The organism is Porphyrobacter sp. MBR-49 (assembly GCF_053628655.1).
On record NZ_JBRJGU010000004.1, the window covers coordinates 145,951 to 169,667 of the forward strand.

Annotated in this window: 16 protein-coding genes and 1 tRNA gene; 10 read left to right on the top strand and 7 right to left on the bottom strand. The window is 62.3% G+C overall.

Annotated elements, in window-relative coordinates:
* Nucleotides 1-24 precede the first annotated feature (24 nt).
* Nucleotides 25-633 carry a malonic semialdehyde reductase gene (locus ACSSV3_RS07005; RefSeq protein WP_354323279.1) on the bottom strand — a complete coding sequence of 203 codons (609 nt, stop codon included), beginning with the start codon at nt 631-633 and terminating at the stop codon, nt 25-27.
* Nucleotides 630-1,208, bottom strand: a complete 579-nt coding sequence (locus tag ACSSV3_RS07010) for a NifU family protein (RefSeq protein ID WP_354323280.1) — start codon at nt 1,206-1,208, stop codon at nt 630-632. Before ACSSV3_RS07010 ends, ACSSV3_RS07005 begins: the two co-directional genes overlap by 4 nt.
* A 94-nt stretch (nt 1,209-1,302) precedes the next feature.
* Between ACSSV3_RS07010 and ACSSV3_RS07015 the strand changes: the two genes are divergently transcribed.
* The 4 genes from ACSSV3_RS07015 to egtD all read left to right on the top strand — a co-directional run bounded on the left by ACSSV3_RS07015 (nt 1,303) and on the right by egtD (nt 8,151).
* Complete coding sequence (locus ACSSV3_RS07015; protein WP_354323282.1) at nt 1,303-4,317, top strand: M16 family metallopeptidase; 3,015 nt, start codon at nt 1,303-1,305, stop codon at nt 4,315-4,317.
* Between the two features lie 141 nt (nt 4,318-4,458).
* Complete coding sequence (locus tag ACSSV3_RS07020; protein ID WP_454184776.1) at nt 4,459-5,838, top strand: class II 3-deoxy-7-phosphoheptulonate synthase; 1,380 nt, start codon at nt 4,459-4,461, stop codon at nt 5,836-5,838.
* An 83-nt stretch (nt 5,839-5,921) separates the two neighbouring features.
* Nucleotides 5,922-7,163: an ergothioneine biosynthesis protein EgtB gene (gene egtB / locus ACSSV3_RS07025; RefSeq protein WP_454184777.1), complete on the top strand. Its 1,242-nt coding sequence runs from the start codon at nt 5,922-5,924 to the stop codon at nt 7,161-7,163.
* A gap of 1 nt (nt 7,164) precedes the next feature.
* The gene (egtD, locus tag ACSSV3_RS07030; protein WP_354323285.1) at nt 7,165-8,151 is read left to right on the top strand and encodes an L-histidine N(alpha)-methyltransferase; all 987 of its coding nucleotides are present in this window, start codon (nt 7,165-7,167) and stop codon (nt 8,149-8,151) included.
* Nucleotides 8,152-8,194: 43 nt separating this feature from the next.
* Here egtD and ACSSV3_RS07035 read toward each other — a convergent pair whose 3' ends face one another.
* The gene (locus tag ACSSV3_RS07035; protein ID WP_354323287.1) at nt 8,195-9,700 is read right to left on the bottom strand and encodes a tryptophan halogenase family protein; all 1,506 of its coding nucleotides are present in this window, start codon (nt 9,698-9,700) and stop codon (nt 8,195-8,197) included.
* Nucleotides 9,701-9,895: 195 nt separating this feature from the next.
* Between ACSSV3_RS07035 and ACSSV3_RS07040 the strand changes: the two genes are divergently transcribed.
* From ACSSV3_RS07040 to ACSSV3_RS07060, 5 genes are all read left to right on the top strand, one after another.
* Nucleotides 9,896-13,189: a TonB-dependent receptor gene (locus tag ACSSV3_RS07040; protein WP_354323288.1), complete on the top strand. Its 3,294-nt coding sequence runs from the start codon at nt 9,896-9,898 to the stop codon at nt 13,187-13,189.
* A gap of 13 nt (nt 13,190-13,202) precedes the next feature.
* The gene (locus ACSSV3_RS07045) at nt 13,203-14,180 is read left to right on the top strand and encodes a glycoside hydrolase family 16 protein (RefSeq protein WP_354323290.1); all 978 of its coding nucleotides are present in this window, start codon (nt 13,203-13,205) and stop codon (nt 14,178-14,180) included.
* A 22-nt stretch (nt 14,181-14,202) separates the two neighbouring features.
* Nucleotides 14,203-15,258 (top strand): LacI family DNA-binding transcriptional regulator, encoded by a 1,056-nt coding sequence (locus ACSSV3_RS07050; RefSeq protein ID WP_354323291.1) that lies wholly within the window; start codon nt 14,203-14,205, stop codon nt 15,256-15,258.
* A complete protein-coding gene (locus ACSSV3_RS07055) occupies nt 15,255-16,451 on the top strand; it encodes an MFS transporter (RefSeq protein ID WP_354323293.1) in 1,197 nt (398 codons plus the stop codon). The genes ACSSV3_RS07050 and ACSSV3_RS07055 overlap by 4 nt, the downstream gene beginning before the upstream one ends.
* Before the next feature lie 91 nt (nt 16,452-16,542).
* On the top strand, nt 16,543-18,921 hold the full coding sequence (locus ACSSV3_RS07060) for a glycoside hydrolase family 3 protein (RefSeq protein ID WP_354323295.1): 2,379 nt from the start codon (nt 16,543-16,545) through the stop codon (nt 18,919-18,921).
* On the opposite strand, the gene ACSSV3_RS07065 is transcribed toward ACSSV3_RS07060, so the two are convergent.
* The 3 genes from ACSSV3_RS07065 to ACSSV3_RS07075 form a co-directional block, all read right to left on the bottom strand.
* Nucleotides 18,918-20,882 (bottom strand): alkyl/aryl-sulfatase, encoded by a 1,965-nt coding sequence (locus tag ACSSV3_RS07065; RefSeq protein WP_354323297.1) that lies wholly within the window; start codon nt 20,880-20,882, stop codon nt 18,918-18,920. The two genes, ACSSV3_RS07060 and ACSSV3_RS07065, sit on opposite strands and share 4 nt — an antisense overlap.
* Nucleotides 20,883-20,966: 84 nt before the next feature.
* Nucleotides 20,967-21,632 (bottom strand): carbonic anhydrase, encoded by a 666-nt coding sequence (locus tag ACSSV3_RS07070; RefSeq protein ID WP_354323299.1) that lies wholly within the window; start codon nt 21,630-21,632, stop codon nt 20,967-20,969.
* A gap of 13 nt (nt 21,633-21,645) precedes the next feature.
* Nucleotides 21,646-22,011 carry an ArsR/SmtB family transcription factor gene (locus tag ACSSV3_RS07075; protein ID WP_354323301.1) on the bottom strand — a complete coding sequence of 122 codons (366 nt, stop codon included), beginning with the start codon at nt 22,009-22,011 and terminating at the stop codon, nt 21,646-21,648.
* A gap of 177 nt (nt 22,012-22,188) precedes the next feature.
* Between ACSSV3_RS07075 and ACSSV3_RS07080 the strand changes: the two genes are divergently transcribed.
* Nucleotides 22,189-23,457 (top strand): HD-GYP domain-containing protein, encoded by a 1,269-nt coding sequence (locus ACSSV3_RS07080; RefSeq protein WP_354323303.1) that lies wholly within the window; start codon nt 22,189-22,191, stop codon nt 23,455-23,457.
* A gap of 168 nt (nt 23,458-23,625) precedes the next feature.
* On the opposite strand, the gene ACSSV3_RS07085 is transcribed toward ACSSV3_RS07080, so the two are convergent.
* A tRNA-Val gene (locus ACSSV3_RS07085) sits at nt 23,626-23,701 on the bottom strand.
* Nucleotides 23,702-23,717: the final 16 nt, after the last annotated feature.

The window sequence follows — 23,717 nt, forward strand, 5'->3', positions numbered from 1 at the left end:
TGTGCAAGCGGCAGATGCGGCGGATCAGGCGATGCGGTTGAAGCGCGCGAAGTCCGGACGCGGGCTACGGTCAAAAATGCTGGCCGGATCGCCATAGCCAACCGCGCAGATGAAATTGACCCGGTGGCGCGGTTGATCGGCAAAGAACGCGGCGTTGACGGCATCGGCATCGAACCCCGACATCGGCCCGCAATCCAGCCCCAGCGCCCGCGCTGCCAGCATCAGGTAGGCGCCCTGCAAGGATGAATTGCGGAACGCACCTTCCTCGCGCCCGGCCTCGTCACCTTCGAACCAGCTTTTGGCATCGGTATGCGGGAACAGCCACGGCAGCTGTTCGTGAAAATCGATATCGTAACCAATCACGGCGGTGACGGGGGCGGTCAGCACCTTGGCCTTGTTGCCCTCCATCACGCAGTCGGCCAGCTTGGCCTTCGCGCCGGCCGATTTCACCCACACAATCCGCACCGGCTGCATATTGGCCGAGGTGGGGGCCATTTTCACCAGATCCCAGATCGCGTGGATCTGCGCGTCCGAAACCGGCTTGTCGAGCCAGCCATTGTAGCTGCGCGCTTCGTTGAACAGCTGTGCGAGCGCTGCGTCCGACAGCACTTGGTCGTGAAATTGCACGGTCATGCTGCGCGAACCTCTGTGACTTCGGGGACGTAATGTTTCAGCAGGCCTTCGATCCCGTGCTTCAATGTTGCGGTGCTTGAAGGGCAGCCTGCGCAGGAACCTTGCAGCGTCAGATACACCACCCCGTCGCGAAAGCCGCGATAGGCGATATCGCCGCCGTCGCCCGCCACCGCCGGGCGGACGCGGGTTTCGAGCAGTTCGTTGATCGCCGCGATCACCTCGGCATCCTCGGCGCGTTCTTCGACCGCCAGATCGTTGTCGGGCGGGACGGCAATGCCGTGCGCGCTGCCGCCGGCAAATAGCGGCGCTTCGGACACGAAATGATCGAGCAGGATGGCAATGACCTGCGGTTTCAGCGCGCTCCAATTGGCCCCCGGCGCGGCAGTGACGCTGACGAAATCGGCGCCGAAAAACACGTTGACGACTTCGCCCGTGTCAAAAATCGCCTGGGCAAGCGGGCTTGCCTCGGCGGCTTCGGGGGTGGAAAATTCGCGGCTGCCTGCGTCCATGACGGCCTGACCAGGCAGGAATTTCAGCGCAGCAGGGTTGGGCGTGGTTTCGGTTTCTATGAACATGACCGCAATTTAGGTGCCGCAAGTCGATGCGGCAAGGGCGCGCGGGCACACACATTCACTATCGCTTCACACTTCGGCCCTCTATAAGCCGGGTATGACGTTGTTATCCCGCGCCAGCCGCGCTTTCGTTCTTTTGCTTGCGCCTGCTGCGCTGCTCCAACCGGCATTTGCCCAGCAAACCGCTGCGCCTGCACCTGAGGCGGTGCAGGCCCCGGCTGAACCAGCGATCCCGGCCCCGCGCGCGCTTCAGGTCAATGGCGAAGTGCCGTGGCTGTATCGGGGCAGCGATGTCCCGGTTGATGAACAATGGCTGTTTGGCGAAATGAAGAACGGCCTGCGCTATGCCGTGCGCGGCAACGGCGTGCCGCCCCAACAAGTTTCGATCCGGGTGCGCATTGATGCCGGGTCGCTGCACGAAAAAGACGCAGAACAAGGCTTTGCCCACCTGCTCGAACACCTGCTGTTCCGCGAAAGCAAATATCTGAAACAGGCTGAGGCGATTGCCGCATGGCAGCGGCTGGGCGCAACCTTTGGCAGCGATGCCAATGCCGAAACCAGCCCGACCCACACCGCCTACAAGCTGGATATTCCCAATATTGATCAGGCCAAGCTGTCGGAAAGTTTCAAGCTGTTGTCGGGCATGATCCGCGAACCGGTGCTGAATGATGCCAACGTTGCCGCCGAACGCCCGATCGTGCTGGCTGAAAAGCGTGAACGCGGCGGGGCGGGGCTGCGGATTGCCGATCTGACCCGGCAGACCTTCTTTGCCGGACAGCGGCTCGCCGCGCGCAATCCGATCGGCACTGATGAAACGCTGCGGGCCGCCAACGGCAAGGACGTCAAGGCGTTCTATGATCGCTGGTATCGTCCGGAAAACGCCGTGATCGTGGTTGTCGGCGATGCTGATCCGATGGTGTTGGCAGGGCTGGTTGAACAGTGGTTCGGCGACTGGGAAGGCAAGGGCAAACCCAGTGTCACACCCGATTTCGGCGATCCGGTTGCGCCCGCAGCCGCGCCTGAAAACCCGGTTGAAGGCACCCCGATTGGTGAGCTTGCGGTGGGGGTTGAACCCGATCTGCCGCGCAGCCTGACCTATGCGGTTATGCGTCCGTGGCGGCAGGTTGAAGATACCATCGTCTATAATGAAGGCCTGCTGATCGATGCGGTTGCGCAGTCGATCATCAACCGCCGGCTTGAAGCGCGCGCGCGCGGCGGGGGCAGTTTCCTGTATGCGCAGGTGCAGCAGGACGACGTTTCGCGTTCCACCGATGCGACCTTCGTCACCTTTGCGCCGCTGACAAGCGATTGGCAGGCGGCGCTTGCCGATGTGCGCAGCGTCATCGCCGACGCGCTGACCAATCCGCCCACGCAGGAGGAGATTGACCGCGAAGCCGCCGAATTCGACGTGGTGTTCGCCAATCAGGTCGAACAGGAAAGCGTGCAGTCAGGCTCCGACCTTGCCAACAACCTCGTCAATGCGGTCGATATCCGTGAAACCGTGGCTGCGCCGGACGTGGTGCTCAATGTGTTTCGCGGGATGACGGCGCGGCTCAATCCCGACGAAGTGCTGGCGCGCACCAAGGCGCTGTTTGATGGCACTGTTACGCGGTCGGTCTATGTAACGCCCACGCCGGGCGAAGCTGACGCCGATATGCTGCGGCTGGCCTTGGCGCGCGAAGCGGTGGTCGATGGCAGCGCCAGGCTGGCCGCGCAGACGATTTCGTTCGACGAACTTCCCCCGGTCGGCGAACCGGGCATCATTACCGAGCAAAAGCCGCTCGGCCTGCTTGATGTCGAACAGATCGATTTCGCCAACGGCGTAAAGGCGCTGGTGTGGGCCAATGATGCCGAACCCGGCCGGGTGACGGTGCGTGTGCGGTTTGGCGCGGGCTACCGGGCGTTCGACAAGGATAGTGCAGTCTATGCTGCGCTGGGTGAGGCTGCGCTGGTCGGCTCGGGACTTGGCGAATTGGGCCAGAACGAGATTGACCGGCTGGCAACCGGGCGCAAGCTTGGGTTTGATTTCGGCATTGATGAAGCGGTGTTCACCTTCACCGCCCAGACCCGGTCGGAAGACGTTGTCGATCAGCTCTATCTGTTCGCAGCCAAGCTGGGGATGCCGCGCTGGGACAAGGATCCGGTGATCCGCGCCAGGGCAGCGGCAGAACTTGCTTACAACACCTATTCGACCAGCCCCGGCGGCATTCTCAACCGTGATCTGGAATACCTTGTCACCGGCGGCGATCAGCGGTTTGCCACGCCCGACCCGGCGGCCCTGCGCGATGTCACCCCCGAAGGCTTTCGTGCGGTGTGGGAGCCATTGCTCAAACAAGGCCCGGTCGAGGTGCTGGTATTTGGCGAATTTGATCAGCCTGCCGTGATCGAGCAACTGCGCCTGACCTTTGGCGCCTTGCCGCCGCGCGAACCGATTGCGCCCGATGTGGCTGCGCGGGTGCCGTCGTTCGCGGTGGCGGGTGATCGTCCGGCCATCGTCACCCATCGCGGCGATGCCAATCAGGCCGCCGCTGTGGTCGCATGGCCCAGCGGGGGCGGGGTTGATGCCTTGCGCGAAGGCCGCCAGCTTGAAATCCTCACCCAGCTGTTCAACAACCGCCTGCTCGAAGCGCTGCGGGAACGCGCCGGGGCCAGCTATTCGCCGCAGGTGTTTTCGCGCTGGCCTGCGGATATTGCCAGCGGCGGACGGATCACTGCGCTGGCGCAGCTGGAGCCGGAATTCGTGCCCGTGTTCTTTGCCGAGGCTGACCGCATTGCCAAAGATTTGGCCGCCAACCCGCCCACAGCCGACGAATTGGAGCGAGTGACCGAACCGCTCGGTCAGCTGATCCGGCGCGCCTCGACGGGCAACCAGTTCTGGCTGTATAACCTCGAAGGCGCAGCGTTCGATCCGCGGCGCGTGGGATTGTTGCGCACGCTGCTGGCCGATTATTCGCAGACCAGCCCGCAGGTGATGCAGTTTCTGGCCGACCGTTATTTTGCCAACGGAGCGCCGTATCGTTTGGCGATCATCCCCGAAGGCCAGACCTTGGCTGAAGCGCCGGTTGGCGGGGCGAGTGCCGCTGGTGCCAGAGGGGGCATGACAGGCCGTTGATCGGCTCTGCCGCATAGTGTGGTCGGGAAATAAAGTTGTGCTACACACCGTTGCGGCTTTACAATTCAATCGTGCCTCCTGTAGCGGGCGGGCCCGCGCGAACCTTGCGCGCCAAGCCATGAAAGAGTTTTGACTGTGCCGATGACCTGGACCCCGGATAGCTGGAAGGCGCACGAAGCGCGCCACCTGCCGCATTACGAGGATGCAGCCGAACTGGCAGCGGCAGAGCAAACCCTTTCAAACTATCCCCCGCTGGTGTTCGCGGGCGAGGCGCGCGCATTGAAGGCCGATCTGGCCGATGTCGCCAATGGCCACGGTTTTCTGCTGCAAGGCGGGGACTGCGCGGAAAGTTTTGCTGAATTTCACCCCAACAACATCCGCGACACCTTCCGCGCGATTTTGCAGATGGCGGTGGTGATGACCTTCGCCAGCAAACGTCCGGTGGTGAAGGTGGGCCGCATGGCGGGCCAGTTCGCCAAGCCGCGTTCTGCCCCGACCGAAACGATCGATGGCGTGACCCTGCCAAGCTACCTTGGCGACAATATCAACGGGATCGAATTTGATCCTGTGTCGCGCCGCAATGATCCGGCGCGGATGGTGCGCGCCTATTCGCAGGCCGCCGCGACATTGAACCTGCTGCGCGCCTTCGCCAATGGCGGCTATGCCAACCTGCGCCAGGTGCATCAGTGGACGCTCGATTTCATGGGCCGCACCCCGTGGACCGAAAAGTTCAGCGAAATGGCCGACCGGATCGGCGAAGCGCTCGATTTCATGGAGGCTTGCGGGGTTGACCCGGCAACTGTCCCACAATTGCAGGGCACCAGTTTCTACACCAGCCACGAAAGTCTGCTGCTGCCTTACGAACAGGCGATGACCCGGCAGGATTCGCTCACCGGTGATTGGTATGCGACCAGCGCGCATATGTTGTGGATCGGGGATCGCACCCGCTTCCCCGGCTCTGCGCATATCGAATACGCGCGCGGGATCGGCAATCCGCTGGGGATGAAATGCGGGCCGACGCTGGAACCGGACGCGTTGCTGGCGCTGCTCGACGAACTCAACCCCAAGCGTGAGGCCGGGCGGATCACGCTGATCAGCCGGTTCGGGCATGACAAGGTTGAAGATGGCCTGCCGCGGCTGGTGCGCGCGGTGGAGCGGGAAGGGCATCCGGTGGTGTGGAGCTGCGATCCGATGCACGGCAACGTGGTGAAATCCGACACCGGCTTCAAAACCCGCCCGTTCGACCGCATCCTGCGCGAAGTGAAGGGCTTTTTCGCGGTGCATCGCGCCGAAGGCACGCACCCCGGCGGCATCCATATCGAAATGACCGGGCAGGACGTGACCGAATGCGTTGGCGGCGCGGTGGCGATTACCGAGGAACGCCTTGGCGATCGCTATCACACCCATTGCGACCCGCGCCTGAATGCGGAACAATCGCTCGAACTGGCGTTTCTGGTTGCAGAAATGCTCAATGAAGCGGCGGGTGAACGTGATGCCGGGATCAGCGCCAACGCGGCCTGAACGCGGCGCGCTGCGGCTTTGAATTGTCACCGCCTGCGGGCAGTGGCTGATGTGTTGAAGCAAGGCGGCAACAGGAGACGCGCGTGCCTCGTGGCGAACGGCAAAATCCCATCAGCGGCGCAGATGCGGCAACATTGGGTGAAAGTTTTCGTGCCACCCGTACGCTGACCGAGGCATTGGTTCGCCCGCTCAGCGATGCCGATGCCAGCCTGCAATCGATGGAGGATGCCTCTCCTGCCAAGTGGCACCTCGCGCATACGACGTGGTTCTGGGAGACGTTCCTGCTACGCGATCATGCGCCGGGCTATCGGTTGTGGCGCGACGAATGGCCGTTCCTGTTCAATTCCTATTACGAGGCCGAAGGCGCGCGGATGGCGCGGGGGCAGCGCGGGATGCTGTCACGCCCGACGCTGGCCGAGGTGCTGGAATGGCGCGCAGCGGTGAATGACGCGATGACGCCGCTGCTGGATGATCCGGCGCTCAGCGGCCTGATCGCATTGGGCGTTGCGCATGAACAACAGCACATCGAATTGCTGCTGACCGATATCAAACACGCGCTATTCCAGAACCCGCTTGGCCCGGCGATATGGGATGGCGCAGCGCCTTCCGCAGCGCCTACTGCGGCGATGGGCTGGCACCAGCACCCCGGCGGGATCGCGCTTGTCGGCCACCAGGGTGACGGCTTCGCCTTCGACAATGAAGGCCCGCGTCACCGCGTGTTGATTGAACCGTTTGCGCTCGCTGACCGCTTGGTGACCAATGGCGAATGGGATGGCTTCATCGCTGACGGCGGCTATCGCGATGCGCGGCTGTGGCTGTCTGATGGCTGGGGCTGGGTGCAGGCGCAAGGCATAGCCGCGCCGCTATATTGGCGTGATGATCAGCATTTCACCCACCAAGGCTGGCAGCCACGCGATGCCAATGCGCCGGTCAGCCATATCTCGTATTATGAGGCGGATGCCTTTGCCACCTGGGCGGGCCGCCGCCTGCCGACCGAGTTCGAGTGGGAGGCGATAGCGGCCAGCCATAATCCCGCCACTGGCAATCAGCTTGATGGCGCCGCGCCGCCACTCCCGCAGGGCGGGCAGCACCTGTTCGGTGATTGCTGGCAGTTCACCCGCTCAGCCTACCTGCCCTATCCCGGCTTTCGCATCGCCGAAGGAGCAGTGGGCGAATATAACGGCAAATTCATGAGCGGGCAGGTGGTGCTGCGCGGAGCGAGCTGCGCGACGGTGCGCGGACATTCGCGCGCGTCATACCGCAATTTCTTCTACCCCCAGCAGCGCTGGCAATTCACCGGCCTGCGGCTGGCCAAGGATGTTTGAGATGACGACGAATAGAGGGCTGAAGCTGGTTGAGCGCGATTCCGCCGGGGTTGATCGCGCCTTCCGGGCAGACGTGCTGGCGGGGCTGGCCGAACCGCAAAAAGCGATCCCGGCGCGCTGGTTCTATGATGATGTCGGATCGCAACTGTTTGAAGATATAACCCAGCAGCCCGAATATTACCCGACCCGCGCCGAAACCGAAATCCTGACCGAGCGCGCGGGCGCGATGGCCGATTTGATTGGGCCGGGCCGTGCGGTGGTGGAGTTTGGCTCTGGCTCTTCGGTCAAGACCCCGCTGCTATTATCCGCGATTGCGCCATCGGCCTATGTTCCACTTGATATCGCAGGCGATTTTCTGCGCGCGGCGGCGGCTGATCTGGCGGCGAAGTTTCCGGGTCTTCCGGTTTACCCGGTTGAGGCTGATTTCATGCGCCGGGTTGAATTGCCCGGTGCGGTTGCAGACCTGCCCAAGCTCGGCTTTTTCCCCGGATCGACCATCGGCAACATGATCGCGCGCACTGCCACTGATCTGCTGCGATCGATGCGCGAAACGCTGGGTGAAGGCGCGCTACTGCTGATCGGCATGGATCTCGTCAAGGACGAAGCGGTGTTGAAGGCCGCCTATGATGATGCGGCGGGGGTCACGGCAGCGTTCAACCGCAACCTGCTGACCCGGATCAACCGGGAGCTTGCAGGCGATATTCCGGTCGACCAATTCCGCCACGAAGCGCGCTGGAACGATACATTTGCGCGGATCGAAATGCACTTGGTCGCCGCCGCCGACATGACGTTCACGATCAGCGGGCAGCGCTTTACGCTTCGCAGCGGGGAAAGCATCCACACCGAAAACAGCCACAAGTTCACCCGCCGTTCGGCTCAGATGCTGTTGGCGAGCGCGGGGTGGGAACCGCGCGCGCGGTGGGCCGATAGCGCAGGGCAATTCCTGCTACTGTTGGCCGAAGCGTGTCCGCCACGCTCGGCCCCCTGAAACCCTCGGCCCTTTCGATTGCGTGCCGATGCCGTGCGGCGCGTTACGTCTCCGCTGGGCAATACCGCGCCACGTAATCGCCGTGCCCCGGCATGTGCTGCACCAGATAGCGGATGGATTTCTCCATCTCGTCGGCTTCCTCGCGGGTCTTGGCCGGATCAAGCGCGTCGGTCATCGCATTGCGCCCGCCCATTTGGATCCCTTGACCCATCATCACCGCCGCCCAGCTGGTTTCGGTGAATAATTCATCCTCTTCGCGGAAGATCTGGCCGTTGGCTTTGAATATCTCGATCTTCTCGGTCAGCGATTCGGGCACTTCCATCGTGCGAACGTAGTTCCAGAAATCGGAATCATCGCGTGATGTGGCGTTGTAATGCAGGATCAGGAAATCGCGGATGCGGCCATATTCTCGCGCGGTCAGGCGGTTGAAGGCATCTTCCTGCGCCTGCGTGATGCCATCCAGCGACAACAGTGAAATCAGCTTGTCGATCCCGGTATTGACGAGGTGGATCGAGGTGGATTCGAGCGGCTCCATGAAGCCCGCCGCCAGCCCGAGCGCGACCACGTTCTTGTTCCAGAACTTCTTGCGCCGGCCGGTAACGAAGCGCAGGAAATTGGGTTCGGCCTGCGGTTTGCCCGCGATATTGCCGACAAGGATGTCGAGCGCTTCCTGATCCTCCATAAAGCTGGAGCAATAGACGTGCCCATTGCCGTTGCGGTGTTGCAGCGGCACCTGCCATTGCCAGCCTGCGCGGTGTGCGGTGGCGCGGGTGAAGGGCGGGGGCGGGCTGCCATCTTCGCGCTGGCAGGGCAGCGCAACCGCGCGGTTGCACGGAAGGTAATGGCTCCAGTCATCATAGCCGGTCTGCAAAGCCTGTTCGATCAGCAGCCCGCGAAAACCCGAGCAATCGATGAACAGATCGCCTGCGAATTGCTGCCGATCATCCAGCGTGACGGTGGTGACAAACCCGGTTTCGCCATCCAGCGCGACATCGGCGATCCTGCCTTCCTGCCGCACCACGCCGCGCGCTTCGGCAAAGCGCCTGAGAAAAGCGGCATAGCGGGTCGCATCGAGGTGATAGGCGTAATTGACCGGCGGCAGATCGTCGCGCGCGAAATCCTGCGTGCGGGCGAACTTGCCGAAATAGGCAGCCATTGTTTCAAGGTTGAAAACCTGGATCGGGCGCTTGTCTCCCGCATTCGCCATGCGGTGCCAGACATGGTGAAACGAAATCCCGCCCATGGTGTATCCATAAGCGCCGAAGGGGTGAATGTAGCTGTCGCCGATGCGGTTCCAATTTTCGAACTGAATGCCCAGCTTGAACGTGCCCCCGACCGCGGCGAGCATTTCGGCCTCGTTGACGCCGAGCAGATCGTTGAAGCCGACGAAAGGTGGAATCGTTGCCTCACCCACGCCAACCGTGCCGATCGCTTCGGATTCGATCAGCGTAATTTCTACAGGCCGTCCAGCCTTGATCCGCGATAGCGCAGCGGCCGCCATCCACCCGGCTGTGCCCCCACCAACGATGATTATACGTTGAATTTGCATGATTTCCTCAATCCCGACCGTGCGCTTGACGGGTATTATCGCGCGTTTCCCCGGTCTCGCCAAGTGTTGCAAGAATGCAATAGCGTGTAGAGATTTCAAGTCTTGAGAACGCTCTCAAGATGCGTTACAAACGTCGCGTCAACACCCAGTGATCGGCACGAATCTATCACGGGACAAGGGGAGGTCTGAAACATCATGCAATTCGCACCGGTTGCGCCGTCGCGGCGTATTTTTGCTCTCGGCACCGCGTCGTGCCTCGCCTTGTCGGCGGCACTCGCTTCGCCAGCGCTTGCGCAGGATGCAAGCGCAGACGAGCCGCCTGCTGAAGACGTTGCTGCAGCAGAGCCGGTTGCTGGCGAGATCATCGTTTCGGGCTTCCGCGCCGCGCTGCAATCGGCGCAGAATATCAAGCGTAATGCTGACACCTTTGTTGACGTGATCACCGCCGAAGATATCGGCGCATTGCCTGATCGTTCGGTCGCAGAAGCTTTGCAGCGCGTGCCGGGCGTGAATATCGGGCGTTTCGAAAAGCCGTCCGACCCTGACCGTTTCTCGGTCGAAGGCACCGGGGTGATCGTGCGCGGTCTGCCGTTTGTGCGATCGGAACTGAACGGCCGCGACATTTTCTCGGCCACGGGTGGCACCGTTCTCAGCTTCAACGATGTCTCGCCCGAATTGCTGGGCCGGGTCGAGGTGTTCAAGAACCTCACCGCCGACATGGTCGAAGGCGGGATCGCGGGCACCGTGAACCTCGTCACCCGCAAACCGCTTGATCGGCGCGGCACCCATATCGCGGGAACGATTGAAGGCAATTACGGCGATCTTGCCGAAGAATGGTCACCGGGTTTCTCGTTCAATGGGTCAACCACCTTTGAAACGGGTGTAGGCTCTTTTGGTGTGCAGTTCGGCTATGCCAATTCAGAGCTGGTCAGCCGCACCGATGCCTCGCAATTGGGCGATCCGTGCTTCCGCGCACCAAGCCTTGATGGGCCGTGTATCCGGGTCGTGCCGGTGAATAGTGGCGGCTTTGACGGTGATCCTGTGTTTGACGAAGCCAATTTCCCGCCAGCGGGGTCGGTCGTGGTGCCCAAGGGTGCGGGCGTGCGGACGACCGAACTGGAACGTGACCGTGAAGCATTTTCAGGGGTGCTCCAGTACGAAAGCCCCGGCGGCGATTTCCTCGTCACCTTTGAATGGCTGCGCGCCGAAACCAGTTTTGATACTGATGAAGCGGCAGCGATTGCGCTGGTCAATGATGATCTGCTGTTCCCGGTTCCGGCGGCAGGCAGCACGTTCGAATTTGATGAAAACGGTATTTTCCAGCGCGGCATTCTTAGTCAGCGGATCGGGGATGCATTCGCCACCCCGTTCGGGCGCGGCGGTATTCCGCTCGAACTTTTGCGGTTTCAGCGCTTCACCGATTCGACGACCGAAGATTTCTCGATCGACATTGACTGGAGCGTCACTGACCGGTTTCGGGTGAATTTCGAAGCCCAGCGGATCGACTCTGACCTGGAGCAGGATTCGATCATTGGCACGATGATCACATGGGCCAATGTTGCGATTGATGCGAGCCGCAGCACGCCGCAGGTCGAATTCCTGGCACCTCCGGGATCACCCAGTGATTTCTTCACCAGCGGGGAAAACACTTTCTTTTGGTTTCTGCTCGACAGCAAGGCGCGTAATGAAGGCCAGCTTGATAGCCTGCGGCTTGATGCCGAATATGACATCAGCGACGAAGGCTTCTTCAAAACGGCCAAATTTGGTGCGCGCTGGTCTGATCGTGACCGGGTAACGCGCGACACCAATTTCAGCACCTGGGGGAATCTGTCTGCTCCGTGGACGGGTCGCGCGGGCTGCGCGCCGTGGAATGACGGGCCGGGCTGTGCCGCCACCGGCGGGTTTCAACCGGGACGTTTCTTCACCGGACTTCCGGGGCAGGATTTTGCGATTGCAGGCGGGGCCTTTGTCGATGATTTCCCCGATGCGGCGAACTTGCGCACGCCGTTTGACGATGGCTTTCAGCGTGGCGGCGCACCAGCACCCTTGCCGGGTGGCGGGTTCTTCTTTGGCGGCGATGATTTGCTTGGCGAATACCTGTCGGGCCTGTCAGAAGAACAAGCGCGCGAAATCAATACTTTTTCACAGACGCCCAACCCGTTTTTTGGCGTCAACAACCGCACGTTCAACAATGCCGTGACGGGTGAGGTAACGCCGTGCGATCCGTTCTGCACGCCTGAGATTTCGGCCGTGTCTGAGATTACCAGAGCCGCCTATGGCCGGATCGATTATGGTACTGATTTCAGCAATGGCTGGAAACTGATCGGCAATTTCGGCCTTCGTTATGTGGAAACCGAAGTGAAGACCGCCGGAATCATCGGCTTTCCCAACGGCGCGTTTTTTGATGACGTGGGCGCGGGCGGCAATGGTGACGGGGTGGTGCAGGTTTCCGAAGTTGAGGAATCCTGTGGTCGCGCACCTCCGGGCAACACTCCGGGGTTCTGCGGTCTATCGCCTGCGCGGCTCGCGGAATTTGCCGCAGCGCATACAGGTGAGGTGGTCATTGATGATCGGGATGTCACGTTTGATAACTGGCTGCCCAGCTTTAATGCGCTGCTTGATGTCGGTGGCGGGTTGTTGTTCCGTGGAGCAGTGTCGAAGGGGTTGAGTCGTCCCGATCTGGGCGCGTTCCGATCTGGCGGTGCGATTGGCGATAATACCGGTGATTTGCTCGCTGGTGGTACGCTGGAAACCGGCCCATTGTTCCAATTATCTACCGGCAACCGCAATTTGCGTCCGATTGAATCGTGGAACTACGATCTTTCCGTCGAATGGTATTTCGATAGGGTTGGATCGTTGACGCTTAACGGGTTTATCAAGGACATCAGCGGGATTGTTGATAACGGGTTTGCCCTGGTCAACTTCGTCAGCCCGGGCGGATCGTCGCTTGATGTTGAGGTCAATGGCCCGGTCAATTCGCAGAACGGCACGCTGAAGGGCGTGGAAATCGCTTATCAGCAGACCTATGATTTCCTGCCGGGCGTGCTCAGCGGCTTGGGGACGCAGTTGACCTATACCTATGTTGATGGTGGCGGTTTCAGCAATACTGATCTTGCCGGGACGCTCGGCCCGTTTGCTCCGGGTCAGCCGCTGGCGGGTATTTCCAAGAGCACGATCAATGCCACGCTGTTCTATGAAAAGGATTGGTTGTCGGCCCGTGCGGCCTATAACTGGCGATCAGCATTCCTGATCACCCCGCGCGATGATATCTTCCCGTTCTCGCCAATTTGGGGCGAATCGACTGGGCAATTGGATGCGTCGATCTTTGTAACGGTGATGGACGGGGTGAAGCTGGGCGTGCAGGGTGTGAACCTGCTGGATGAGGTAACGCGCACCAGCCAGGTGATCGACTTTGACGGGACCAGGGTAACGCGCTCGGCGTTCCGCAACGATCGCCGTTACACCTTCCTTGCGCGGTTTGATTTCTGACGAGGAAATAGTGATGATAACAGGGCCGCTTAAAGCAGGAATGCTGGCAGCGGCCCTGCTCCTGTTCGCGGGGTCAAGTGCCGCCGAGGCTCCGGTAGCCCTCGCCCCGTTGGAAGGGGCCGGGTGGAAGCTGGCGTGGGCTGACGAGTTCGACGGCGACAGCCTTGACCGCAGCAAGTGGACGCCCGAGGTGTCATGCTGGGGCGGGGGCAATTTCGAACGCCAATGCTACACTGATCGGCCCGAAAACATCGCGGTTGAAGGCGGGATGCTGCTGCTCAAAGCGCGCAAGGAACGTTTCACCGGCCCGGCGCGTCCGCCTGAAATTGCCGAAAATCCCAACCCTCAGCTGACTCAAAGCTACACCTCGGGCAAGGTGCGCACGCGCGGGCTGCACGCGTGGCGTTATGGCCGGATCGAAGTGCGCGCCAAGGTGCCGCCGGGGCAGGGCCCGTGGTCTGCGGTGTGGATGATGCCTGATGCCGACGCCTATGGAAGATGGCCGCTGTCGGGCGAGATCGACATCCTTGAGGCGGTCAATATTGGTGCCAAGTGCAAGCTGTGCGATGGCGGCCGGGGTGAAAACCGCACGATCAGCGCGCTGCATTTCGGTGATCTGCCGCCCCGCAATCGCTTGGTCGATGGCCGCACCACGCTGCCCGATGGGGCGTTGCCGTCGGACGATTTCCACGTCTATGCGGTTGAATGGGGCGAAGGTCTGATCCGGTTCCTGGTCGATGACCGTGTCCATCTGACTGTCACATCAGATCAATGGGATAGCGCATCGCCGCGTGCCAAGGGCAATGCCGCAGCCCCGTTCGATCAGCCGTTCTATGTCATGGCCAACCTTGCCGTGGGCGGACGCCTGGCAGAAGAAAACAATGCCAAGGGGGTTGCGGCCAAGAGCTTTCCCGCGCAATTCGCAATCGATTGGATCAGGGTTTACCAATGCGCCGAAGATCCCGATCGGGGGCGCGCGTGCATGCGGTAGGCAGGATGGGAACGGGTGCGTAATGGCGCGGGTGCGCAAAGCAGTCACGATCAAGGACGTGGCCGGGGATGCGGGCGTCTCGCTTCAGACGGTAAGCCGGGTGGTCAACGGCGGGCCGAACGTGCGCCCGCAATTGCGCGACAAGGTGCGCGCTTCGATTGAACGGCTGGGCTACGTCCCCTCGCTCGCCGCGCAGCGGATGAGCGGGTCGCGTTCCTACATCATCCTTGCCATCAACGACCGCGAACGCACGCTGGCTGACTGGAGCGAGCGGCGCGGCACTGACTGGGTTGACCAGATGCTGCTGGGCGGGATTTTGACCTGTTCCAAGCACGGTTACCGGATGATGGTGGAACTGGTCGATACCCATTCCGATCATGTCGAACGCGAATTGGGCGCGGCGATTTCCGCGCTGCAGCCCGACGGCGTGATCCTGACCCCGCCGCATTCGGAAAACCGGTTGATTACCGAATTGCTGGCCGCGCGCGCGATTCCGTTTGCGCGGATCGGATCGAATGCGCCGGGGCCGGGGATCCCGCTGACGATGGGCGATGAAGGCGCTGCGCATCTCGCCACCAGCCGCTTGATCGAACTCGGCCATCGCCGCATCGCGATGATCGCGGGGCCATCGCAATATAGCCTTAGCGCATGGCGCATCGATGGCTGGCGGCGCGCGCTGGGCGATCACGGCATCCCCAGCGAAGGGCTGCTGGAAGTGGGCGATTTCGGCTATGAATCGGGCACCCGCGCGGCGCGCGCTTTGCTTGATCGCAACCCTGATCTTACCGCGATCATCGCCAGCAGCGACCAGATGGCGCTGGCCGCGCTCGAAGTGGCGCGTGATCGCGGGCTGAACGTACCGCGCGATCTTTCGCTGATTTCCTTCGACAACACCCCGATCGTGCGCTTCTCTCAGCCGCCGCTGACGGCGATTGATCAGCCGATTGCCGAAACGGTATCACGCGCGGTCGAACAGTTGATTGCGCGCGGTGAAGATAGTGACAGCGACACGGTAATCGAAGTCGCTGCGGCGCTGGTTGAACGTTCGTCCACCGCACCTGCGCCGGGCACAGCTTGATCGCGCCTTTCGTCGTTTTACCGGAACGCCAGCCGCGCTGGTTCCTTGTGCTGTTCGCGCTTGCTGCCGCAGGGGGCGCGGTGGCCTATGTCCCGTTGCTGACGGTGCTGTTGCCGCAGCAGATCGTCACATTGCAGGGCGGCGAAGATGTCGCCGCGTTGGCGCAGGTGTCCTTTTTGGGCGCGGTCATGGCCAGTCTTGCCAATATCGCCGTGGGTGCGCTTAGCGACCGCAGCACTATGCGCCGCCCTTGGATAATCGCTGGGCTGATTGCCTCGAACATCGCGCTGATCGCTATCGGCAGGGCGGATTCGATTGCAGAATTGGTGCTGCTGATCATGGCGTGGCAGGTCGCGCTCAACCTGATGCTCGCCCCGCTGATGGCGTGGGCGGGCGATTGCTTCCCCGATAGCCAGAAAGGCGTGCTGGGCGGGGCATTGGCGCTGGCCCCGGCGCTGGGGGCGATTGCTGGGTCGGTGGTCACGTTTGCCGGGCTGGTTCCGCCCGATGCGCGGCTGGGGCTGGTGGCGTTGCTGGTGACTGCGCTGGTGCTGCCCGCCGTGGTGCTGGGCGGTGGGCGGGTGCGTGGTGAACTGATGCAGCCGGTTGTGCCGACAGGCGATCCGCTGCGGCTGCGTGACCGGGTGGTGGTAAGGATGTGGATCGCGCGGCTGCTGGTGCAGGTGGCAGAGGGCGGGATGTTTGCTTTCCTGCTCTATTGGCTGCGTTCGCTGGCGCCCGATTATCCTGAAAACGGCGCGGCCAATATCTTCAGCATGGTGCTGGTCTGCGCGGTGCCGCTGTCGTTGTTGCTGGGCCGCTGGTCGGATCGCCACGCGCGCCCGATACTGCCGCTGGTCGCCTGCGCGCTGCTGTGCACTGCCGGGATGCTGGTGATGGCGGCGGCAGGCACGCTGGAAATGGCGATTGCTGGCTATGTCTTGTTTGGCCTCGCGGCGGCGATTTTCCTTGCGCTTCATTCCGGCCAGACATTGCGCGTGCTGCCCGCGCCGCAGCATCGCGGGCGCGATCTTGGGCTGTTCAACCTTACCAACACCGTGCCGGGCATGGTGATGCCGTGGCTGACAGTGCTGCTGGTGCCCAGCTTCGGCTATTCAGCGCTGTTTGTGTTGTTCGCGGCCCTGTCGCTGATGAGCGCCGCATTGCTCACCGCCGTCATGCGCCGCGCGTGAAGCTTGCGCTTGATACTTGCCAAAGCGGGCGCGGCTCGGCATAAGTTGATAACGTTCTCAAAATGACACGGCCTTGGGAGGGGCTGGCTTAATGATACGACAATTGCTGGGGCGGTTGGCCTGCGGTGCGGGACTTGCTGCTTTGTTGGCGGGATGCGCGGGTGCGCCGCCGGTCGAAGTAAGCGGCACCAACGCTGCCGTTCAAGCTGGCGCGAACGCGCCCGAAGCGCTGCTCGCCCGGATGACCGTGGAGCGCAAGGTTGCGCAGCTGGTGATGCCCGATATCGGATCAATCACGCCGGACGACGTGCGGCAATACCGGTTCGGCACAATCCTCAATGGCGGTAATTCCGGCCCCGGCGGGGATGATAAGGCGCCTGCGCCCGAATGGCTCAAACTGGCCGATGCCTATTGGGAAGCGTCCACCGCGCCGCTGCCCAATGGTGAACCGGCTATCCCGGCGGTGTGGGCGACCGATGCTGTGCATGGCCATGCCAATGTGATCGGCGCGACGGTGTTCCCGCACAATATCGCGCTGGGCGCGACGGGCGATGCTGATCTGATCCGCCGGATCGGCGCGGCGACCGCGGTCGAAATCGAAGTAACCGGGATCGACTGGACATTCGCCCCCACCATCGCGGTGGCGCGTGATGACCGCTGGGGCCGGACATACGAAAGCTATTCCGAAGACCCGGCGCTGGTTAGCCGCCTTGGCGCAGCGATGGTCGAAGGGCTGCAAGGTCGCCCAGGCGAACCGGGGTTCCTTGGCGCGGGCAAGGTGGCGGCGACGGCCAAGCATTTCTTTGGTGACGGCGGCACCGCGCAGGGTGTGGATCAGGGCGATGTCAACGGCGATCTGGCCGAATTGATGGCGATCCACGCCGCGCCCTATCCTGCCGCAATCGGCGCGGGTGTTGCCAGCGTGATGGCCAGTTTCAATTCTATCAATGGCACCAAAATGCACGGCAATGGCCCGCTGTTGACTGGCGAGTTGCGCGGCAATCTTGGGTTTGAAGGCCTGGTGGTGGGCGATTGGAACGGGCATGGGCAAGTCACCGGTTGCACCAATTCCGATTGCCCGCAGGCGCTGCTCGCGGGCCTTGATGTCTACATGGTGCCCGAGGACTGGAAGGCGCTCCATGCATCGCTGACCGCGCAGGTCAAGGATGGCACGATCCCGATGGCGCGGCTGGATGAAGCGGTGCTGCGGGTGCTGCGGTTAAAGCAGCAAATCGGCATTTTTGATGGTGAGGTAATGCCATCGGCGCGCGCCTATGGTGGGCGCTGGGAACTGCTCGGCTCACCCGAACATCGCGCCATCGCGCGCGAAGCGGTGGCCAAATCGCAGGTCGTGCTCAAGAACCACGGCGTGTTGCCGTTGAAGCCGGGCGCACGGATCGAAGTGGCAGGCAGCGCGGCAGACAATATCGCGCAACAGGCGGGCGGATGGACAATCACCTGGCAGGGCGGCGGCGATTTGACCCCGGCTGATTTCCCCGGTGCAACCTCGATCTATGGCGGGATCGCAGCCGCCGCGAAGGCTGCCGGCGGTGAGGCGGTGCTGGCGGTTGATGGCGTTTCGACCGGCAAACCCGATGTTGCGATCGTGGTGTTTGGCGAAGAACCCTATGCCGAGTTTGTCGGTGATCGGAAGGATCTGGCGTTTCGCGACGAAGAAGGGCTTGCGTTGCTCAAATCCTATCGTGAGCGCGGCGTGCCGACGGTGGCGGTGTTCCTTTCAGGCCGCCCGCTGTGGATGAACCGCGAATTGAACGCCGCAGATGCGTTTGTCGCCGCATGGCTTCCGGGTAGCGAAGGGGCAGGCGTGGCCGATGTGCTGTTCGGTCAGCACCCGGCCACGGGGCGGCTATCATTCAGCTGGCCCGCAACTTGCGAAGGCACCCCGGTCAACGGCCCCGAAGGCGCGCTGTTTCCGCGCGGCTACGGGCTTGACCTGACAGCAAGCGCGCAGTTCGCGCCGCTGGATGAGACGTGCGATGCGCTCACCATCGATACCGGCGCGACGTGGTTCGCCAACGGAAAGCTCGGCATGCAGGTGCAGGCTGTGGCGGATAACGCGCTGCTGCCCGACCTGCGCGGTGTGGGCAGCGGCATTACCGCGACCGGCATCGATCGCAAGGCGCAGGAAGACGCGCGCCGCATCACCTTTGCGCCCGGTGCGAAGCTGGCGCTGACCGGGCCGGACAGCGGCGCGGCGTGGCGGATCGCCTATCAGGTAACTGCGCGCCCGACCGCGTCGGTCACTGTCAGCGCAGGCGCCGCCGCGTTCGACATCACCCATCCGATGGCGGTTGCCGAGGGCAAGGGTTGGCGCGAAATGGTGTTGACCAGCGCCTGTCTGGGCGCTGCGGGCGGCAACCTGAACTTTGCCTCGCAGGGCGCATTCACGCTCCAGATCAGCGAGATTACGCGCGATGACGCGGCGGCTGGCGCGGAGTGTTCGTTCTAGGGCGTTACGATGTCAAAGCCCTGCGGCACCGGATCGAGCGCATCGATCAGGTGTTGCAGCGCGGTGGCATCGCCTTCGACCTGAAGCCCGGCTTTTTGCATCGCGGCGACCGGCTGTTTCAGAAACAGCATCGCCAGCAACAGCGCACGCGGGCCGCGAACGGTAATGTCGGGCGCGGCGGGCAACGGGCCGACCCGGCCGATCAGCACGCGGCTATTGGCTTCGAGCATCGCCTGTTCCTTGCGGTCGGTGAGGTCGAGCGCAACGGTCAGCTTGCGCGCGCCGAACCGTTCCGGCGCAAACCGGGTGGCGGCGGAATCGAGCAGTTCGGCGGTGGCAATCGCGGCGATCAGATCGGTGCTCTGCGCCGCTGATCTTGGTGTGCTGCCCTGTCGCAGATCGCGCGCGGCGGCGAGGAACTGGTTGCGCCAGATCGCGCTTTCAGCCTGAAAGCCCTGCTGTTCATAACTTTCGGCCAGCAATGCCGTGGCCGCCGCATTGTCAGGCGCTGCAAAAACCAGATTTTGCAGCAAATCCGACGCCCAGCGGTAATCCCCCGCCGTCATCGCAGTGCGGGCCAGCGCCAGCGTGCGGTCTGCACCCCCCAATGCGTCGATCAGCCGCGTGGCGCGTTCCACCGGCGGATGGGCGTGGAGGTTGGCGGGCACCGCATCATACCAGCCGAGGTAGAACTGATAGACCGCCTTGGAATTGTGGCTGACCGTGCCGTAATAGCCATGCGTCGCCCATTCATCGCCCAGCCCCGGCGGCGGCGCGGCGGACAATGCCTCGGCAATCTCGCCCATTGTCTCACCCCGGTTCATGCGCCGCACGGTCTGATCGTGCAGCCAGCGGTAATTGTCGCGCTGCGCGGTGAGCCATGCGGTGCCTTCCGCCTGCCCGAAGATCGGCCAGCAATGGCTGGAAATCACCACCTCGCTTTGCGGGCCGTAACGGGTGGCCGCTTCGTCGAGGTAATGCGCCCATGCGCGCGTATCGCGCACCTTCGCGCCGCGCGGGGTGAGGATGTTGTGCAGCGTGCAGGTGGCGATTTCAGCGGCGAGGAAGGTCTTTTCGGGTGCGACGAACACGTTGAATTCCGCCGGAGCCTCGCTGCCCGAAACGATCTGGAATTCAAGCGCCACACCGTCAACCTCGCGGGTTTCGCCGGTCGCGGCGATGGTGGCGGTCGGCGCGATCAGCGACAGTGTGCCGCCCGATACCGCCATGCCGATCCCGCTGCCCATCTGGCCGGTTGGGCCGGGCGGCATCCCGGTGCCAAACTGATAGGCCGCGCGCCGCAGCATCGCTCCGCCGGCCATGACATTTTCCGACGTGGCTTCTTCCATGAAGCCTTCGGGCGCGATCACCTGCGTGCGGCCTGCGGCAACGTCTGCCGGATCAACCACCCCGCGCACGCCGCCGAAATGGTCGGCATGGCTGTGCGAATAAATCACCGCGCTGACGGCACGCTGGCCGAGGGTCGCGTTCACCAACTCCATCGCCGCGCGCGCGGTTTCGACGCTGGTGAGCGGGTCGATCACGATCCAGCCAGTCTGCCCGCGAATGATCGTCATGTTCGACAGGTCAAAGCCGCGCACCTGCCAGACATTGTCCGTCACCTGATACAGCCCGTGGTGCTTCAGGTGGCGCATATGCCGCCACAGGCTGGGGTGGACAGTGTCGGGCGCAGGGCCATCGACAAAGGCATAGGCGGCAAGGTTCCAGACCGGCTTGCCGCTGGCATTGGTGATCACCGGATCAGCGCGCGTGGCGATAAATCCGCGGGTGGAAAAATCCCCATCGCGCGTGCCTTCGGCGGGCAGGGCGGCGGCTGCGACGGCCTGCGCGGTGCGGGTCGGATCGCTGGCGGCCGGAGGCCCGGCGGTTTCCTGCGCTGCTACGGCCGCCGCGCTAGCCACGGCGAGCATTGCGCCTGCCCAATAACGCACCATCATCATCGCTCGCTCTCCTGTTTCCGCATTGCGGTCATGCGCGTGTCGAAGCGCAGGATCAAGGAACGTGTAATGGGAAGCTAGCGCGATTCAGCAGTGGTGGCTTTCCATCGCCGCTGCAGCAAGTTCAGCGGCATAGTGATCTTCAACCGGCAACCAGCTTTCGGTCGCTTCGTCGTAGGCTGCCACCTGCCCGGTTGCGATATCATATACCCAGCCGTGCAGCTTGACCGCCTTTTGTGCCAAGGCAACCGCAACGGTCGGGTGGGTTTTGATGTGCTGCAATTGCAGGATCACGTTCTGCTCCAACAGCATCCGCATCTTTGCCTCGGGATCAAGGTCAGCCCCCATTGCCTCGACGATATCGATCGCACCCTGCACAAAGCCCAACCATTTGCTGACGTGGGGCAGGCCGGTTAGCCCCGCGCGGTTCATCGCCCCTGCCATCGCGCCGCATTCGGTATGCCCGCAGATGACAATGTGCGGGATATGAAGCGCGCCGATGGCAAATTCGATCGATGCGGTCATCCCGCCGGTTTCGTTGGTGTGCGGCGGCACGATGTTGCCCGCATTGCGGCAGATGAACAGGTCGCCCGGATCGGTCTGGGTGATCATCGCGGTTTCGATCCGGCTATCCGAGCAGGTGATGAACAGCGCTTCGGGACTTTGGCCCGTGCTTAGCCGTTCAAACAGCTCCCGCTTTTCAGGAAAGACTTCGCGCTGGAACTTGACGACGCCAGTGGCAAAACGGGGCATTGGGATATTCCTTTCAATGGGATGTATTGCGTGATTGCGCAGTCCACAGGGCGCGCGCGCTGTCGATGTGATCACCTTCAGCCAGCCGATTGCGGACGTCGACAAATTGCAGCGCGTCGACGATCCATGCGGCCAGATGCGGTTGAGAGAGGCGATAGAAATGGTTGCGCCCGGCGCGGCGTTCATCAACCAGCCGGTGCGCGCGCAGCTGCGCAAGGTGTTGCGATACGCGGGTGGCAGGCAGTGACAGCGCTGCGGCAATGCCGGTCACGTCCTTTTCGCCGAGCCGCAGTTCCTCGATCATCCGCAAGCGATCAGGGTGCGCGATCAGCTTGAGAAAATCGGCAAGTTCGCGCGATACGATCATCCGGCTTGGCATGTGACCCCCATTATCTGCATATCTTCGCAGGCTTGCAAATTGCCGGTTAAAGAGCGCGGTGCAACCCGTCAATACCGCGTTCACTACGTGATTATCCTTAGGGCAGATTGGAGCAAATGCACCGGCTAGCCGACCTATAAAATGGTTCCCGGACAAGCAATCAGAGCACCTCGATCAATGTTGAAGCGCGTCGCCATTGCAGACCTCGAAGTGGGCATGTTCGTTCACAAGATGGAAGGGAACTGGTTTTCGCACCCGTTCTGGAAAGCGAAATTCCTGATCGATGACGCAGAGCGGCTGGATACGCTGCGATCGAGCAACCTTGACGGGGTCGTGATCGATACCTCCAAAGGCCGGGATCTGGCCGCCGCAAACAACTCAGTGCGCCGACCAGGCAAACCGCCTGTTACCCCCTCAGCGGCATCGCAGCCCGATCGCTTCAAATCGGTCAAGGCCCGCAGCGTGATCCATAACGATCCGGTTTCCACCGAGGCTGAGCTGCACACCGCTCAGGCAATCGCCGCACGCGCGCAAAAAGCCATCCACAGCACCTTTATCGCCGCCCGGCTGGGCAAGGCGATCAACGTCAAGGCGGTGCAACCGGTGGTCACCGACATCCTCGATTCAGTCCGCCGCAATCCCCATGCCTTCAGCGGGCTGATGCGTTGCAAGCTGAAGAACGAACTGGGTTATCAGCACGCCCTCGCCGTCAGCGCGCTGATGGTATCGCTTGCGCGGCAGATGAAGCTTGCGCAGGATGACGTGCTCGATGCGGGTCTGGCGGGCCTGTTGCTCGATATCGGCACCAATTATCTACCGCAGGTTCCCGATCTGCCGAATAATGATTTCCGCAATGCCGATCCCAAAATCTGGCAGCAGCACGTGATCCTGGGGTTCCGGGCGCTGCAACATGATGACAGCCTGCCGCAAGCGGTGCTGAACGCTTGCCTCGAACATCACGAACGGATCGACGGCGGCGGCTTTCCCAAGGGTCTGCAAAAGGACGAAATCAGCACGATCGGACAGATGGCGGCGATCTGCGATACCTTCGATTTTCTGCTGACCGGAACCGCCAACACCGGCGCGCTCGATCCTGCGGCGGCGGTGCAGCATTTGCGCAAGATGGAGGGTGCATTTGATCCCGATATCCTGCGATCATTCGTCGAATCTGTCGGCCTCTATCCGGTCGGTTCCTTTGTGGAACTGCGCAGCGGCAAGATCGCGTTGGTGATTGACGAAGACCCGGGCGACAAGAGTCAGCCCATCGTTCAGGCGTTCTTCGACTGCAAAACCCGCGATCGGATTGTGCCGCACCGGATCATTCTGGCCCAGAGCGCCAACGAGAATGAAATCATCGGGACGGCCGATCTATCCGGGTTTGATCTGCCGGACGAGGCGCAATTGCGCGAAATGGTGTTCCTGACCGCGCACAAGATGGTCCGCTGACGCTGCCACCCGGCAGGGCGTGTTGCGCCGCACAGGGTTAACCAAAGTCCGATGAGGCGGAGCTTATCGGACTTTGGCATAAGGCCATCGCTGGTTCGGTCGGAAATAACACAGCTGTCGATGCGACAATCGCGCGCGATCCCCTGCCGCGGGCCCGATTGGCGCGCATGGTGGGCGGTGACGGGCTCGAACCGCCGACCCTCTCGGTGTAAACGAGATGCTCTACCAACTGAGCTAACCGCCCCACTGTGCGGATGCGC

What these genes read in the sequence shown, in the direction of transcription:
- ACSSV3_RS07005 (WP_354323279.1), bottom strand. Translation starts at nt 633, where the DNA reads ATGACCGTGCAATTTCACGACCAAGTGCTGTCGGACGCAGCGCTCGCA.
- ACSSV3_RS07010 (WP_354323280.1), bottom strand. Translation starts at nt 1,208, where the DNA reads ATGTTCATAGAAACCGAAACCACGCCCAACCCTGCTGCGCTGAAATTC.
- ACSSV3_RS07015 (WP_354323282.1), top strand. Translation starts at nt 1,303, where the DNA reads ATGACGTTGTTATCCCGCGCCAGCCGCGCTTTCGTTCTTTTGCTTGCG.
- ACSSV3_RS07020 (WP_454184776.1), top strand. Translation starts at nt 4,459, where the DNA reads ATGACCTGGACCCCGGATAGCTGGAAGGCGCACGAAGCGCGCCACCTG.
- egtD (WP_354323285.1), top strand. Translation starts at nt 7,165, where the DNA reads ATGACGACGAATAGAGGGCTGAAGCTGGTTGAGCGCGATTCCGCCGGG.
- ACSSV3_RS07035 (WP_354323287.1), bottom strand. Translation starts at nt 9,700, where the DNA reads ATGCAAATTCAACGTATAATCATCGTTGGTGGGGGCACAGCCGGGTGG.
- ACSSV3_RS07040 (WP_354323288.1), top strand. Translation starts at nt 9,896, where the DNA reads ATGCAATTCGCACCGGTTGCGCCGTCGCGGCGTATTTTTGCTCTCGGC.
- ACSSV3_RS07045 (WP_354323290.1), top strand. Translation starts at nt 13,203, where the DNA reads ATGATAACAGGGCCGCTTAAAGCAGGAATGCTGGCAGCGGCCCTGCTC.
- ACSSV3_RS07050 (WP_354323291.1), top strand. Translation starts at nt 14,203, where the DNA reads ATGGCGCGGGTGCGCAAAGCAGTCACGATCAAGGACGTGGCCGGGGAT.
- ACSSV3_RS07060 (WP_354323295.1), top strand. Translation starts at nt 16,543, where the DNA reads ATGATACGACAATTGCTGGGGCGGTTGGCCTGCGGTGCGGGACTTGCT.
- ACSSV3_RS07065 (WP_354323297.1), bottom strand. Translation starts at nt 20,882, where the DNA reads ATGATGATGGTGCGTTATTGGGCAGGCGCAATGCTCGCCGTGGCTAGC.
- ACSSV3_RS07070 (WP_354323299.1), bottom strand. Translation starts at nt 21,632, where the DNA reads ATGCCCCGTTTTGCCACTGGCGTCGTCAAGTTCCAGCGCGAAGTCTTT.
- ACSSV3_RS07075 (WP_354323301.1), bottom strand. Translation starts at nt 22,011, where the DNA reads ATGCCAAGCCGGATGATCGTATCGCGCGAACTTGCCGATTTTCTCAAG.
- ACSSV3_RS07080 (WP_354323303.1), top strand. Translation starts at nt 22,189, where the DNA reads ATGTTGAAGCGCGTCGCCATTGCAGACCTCGAAGTGGGCATGTTCGTT.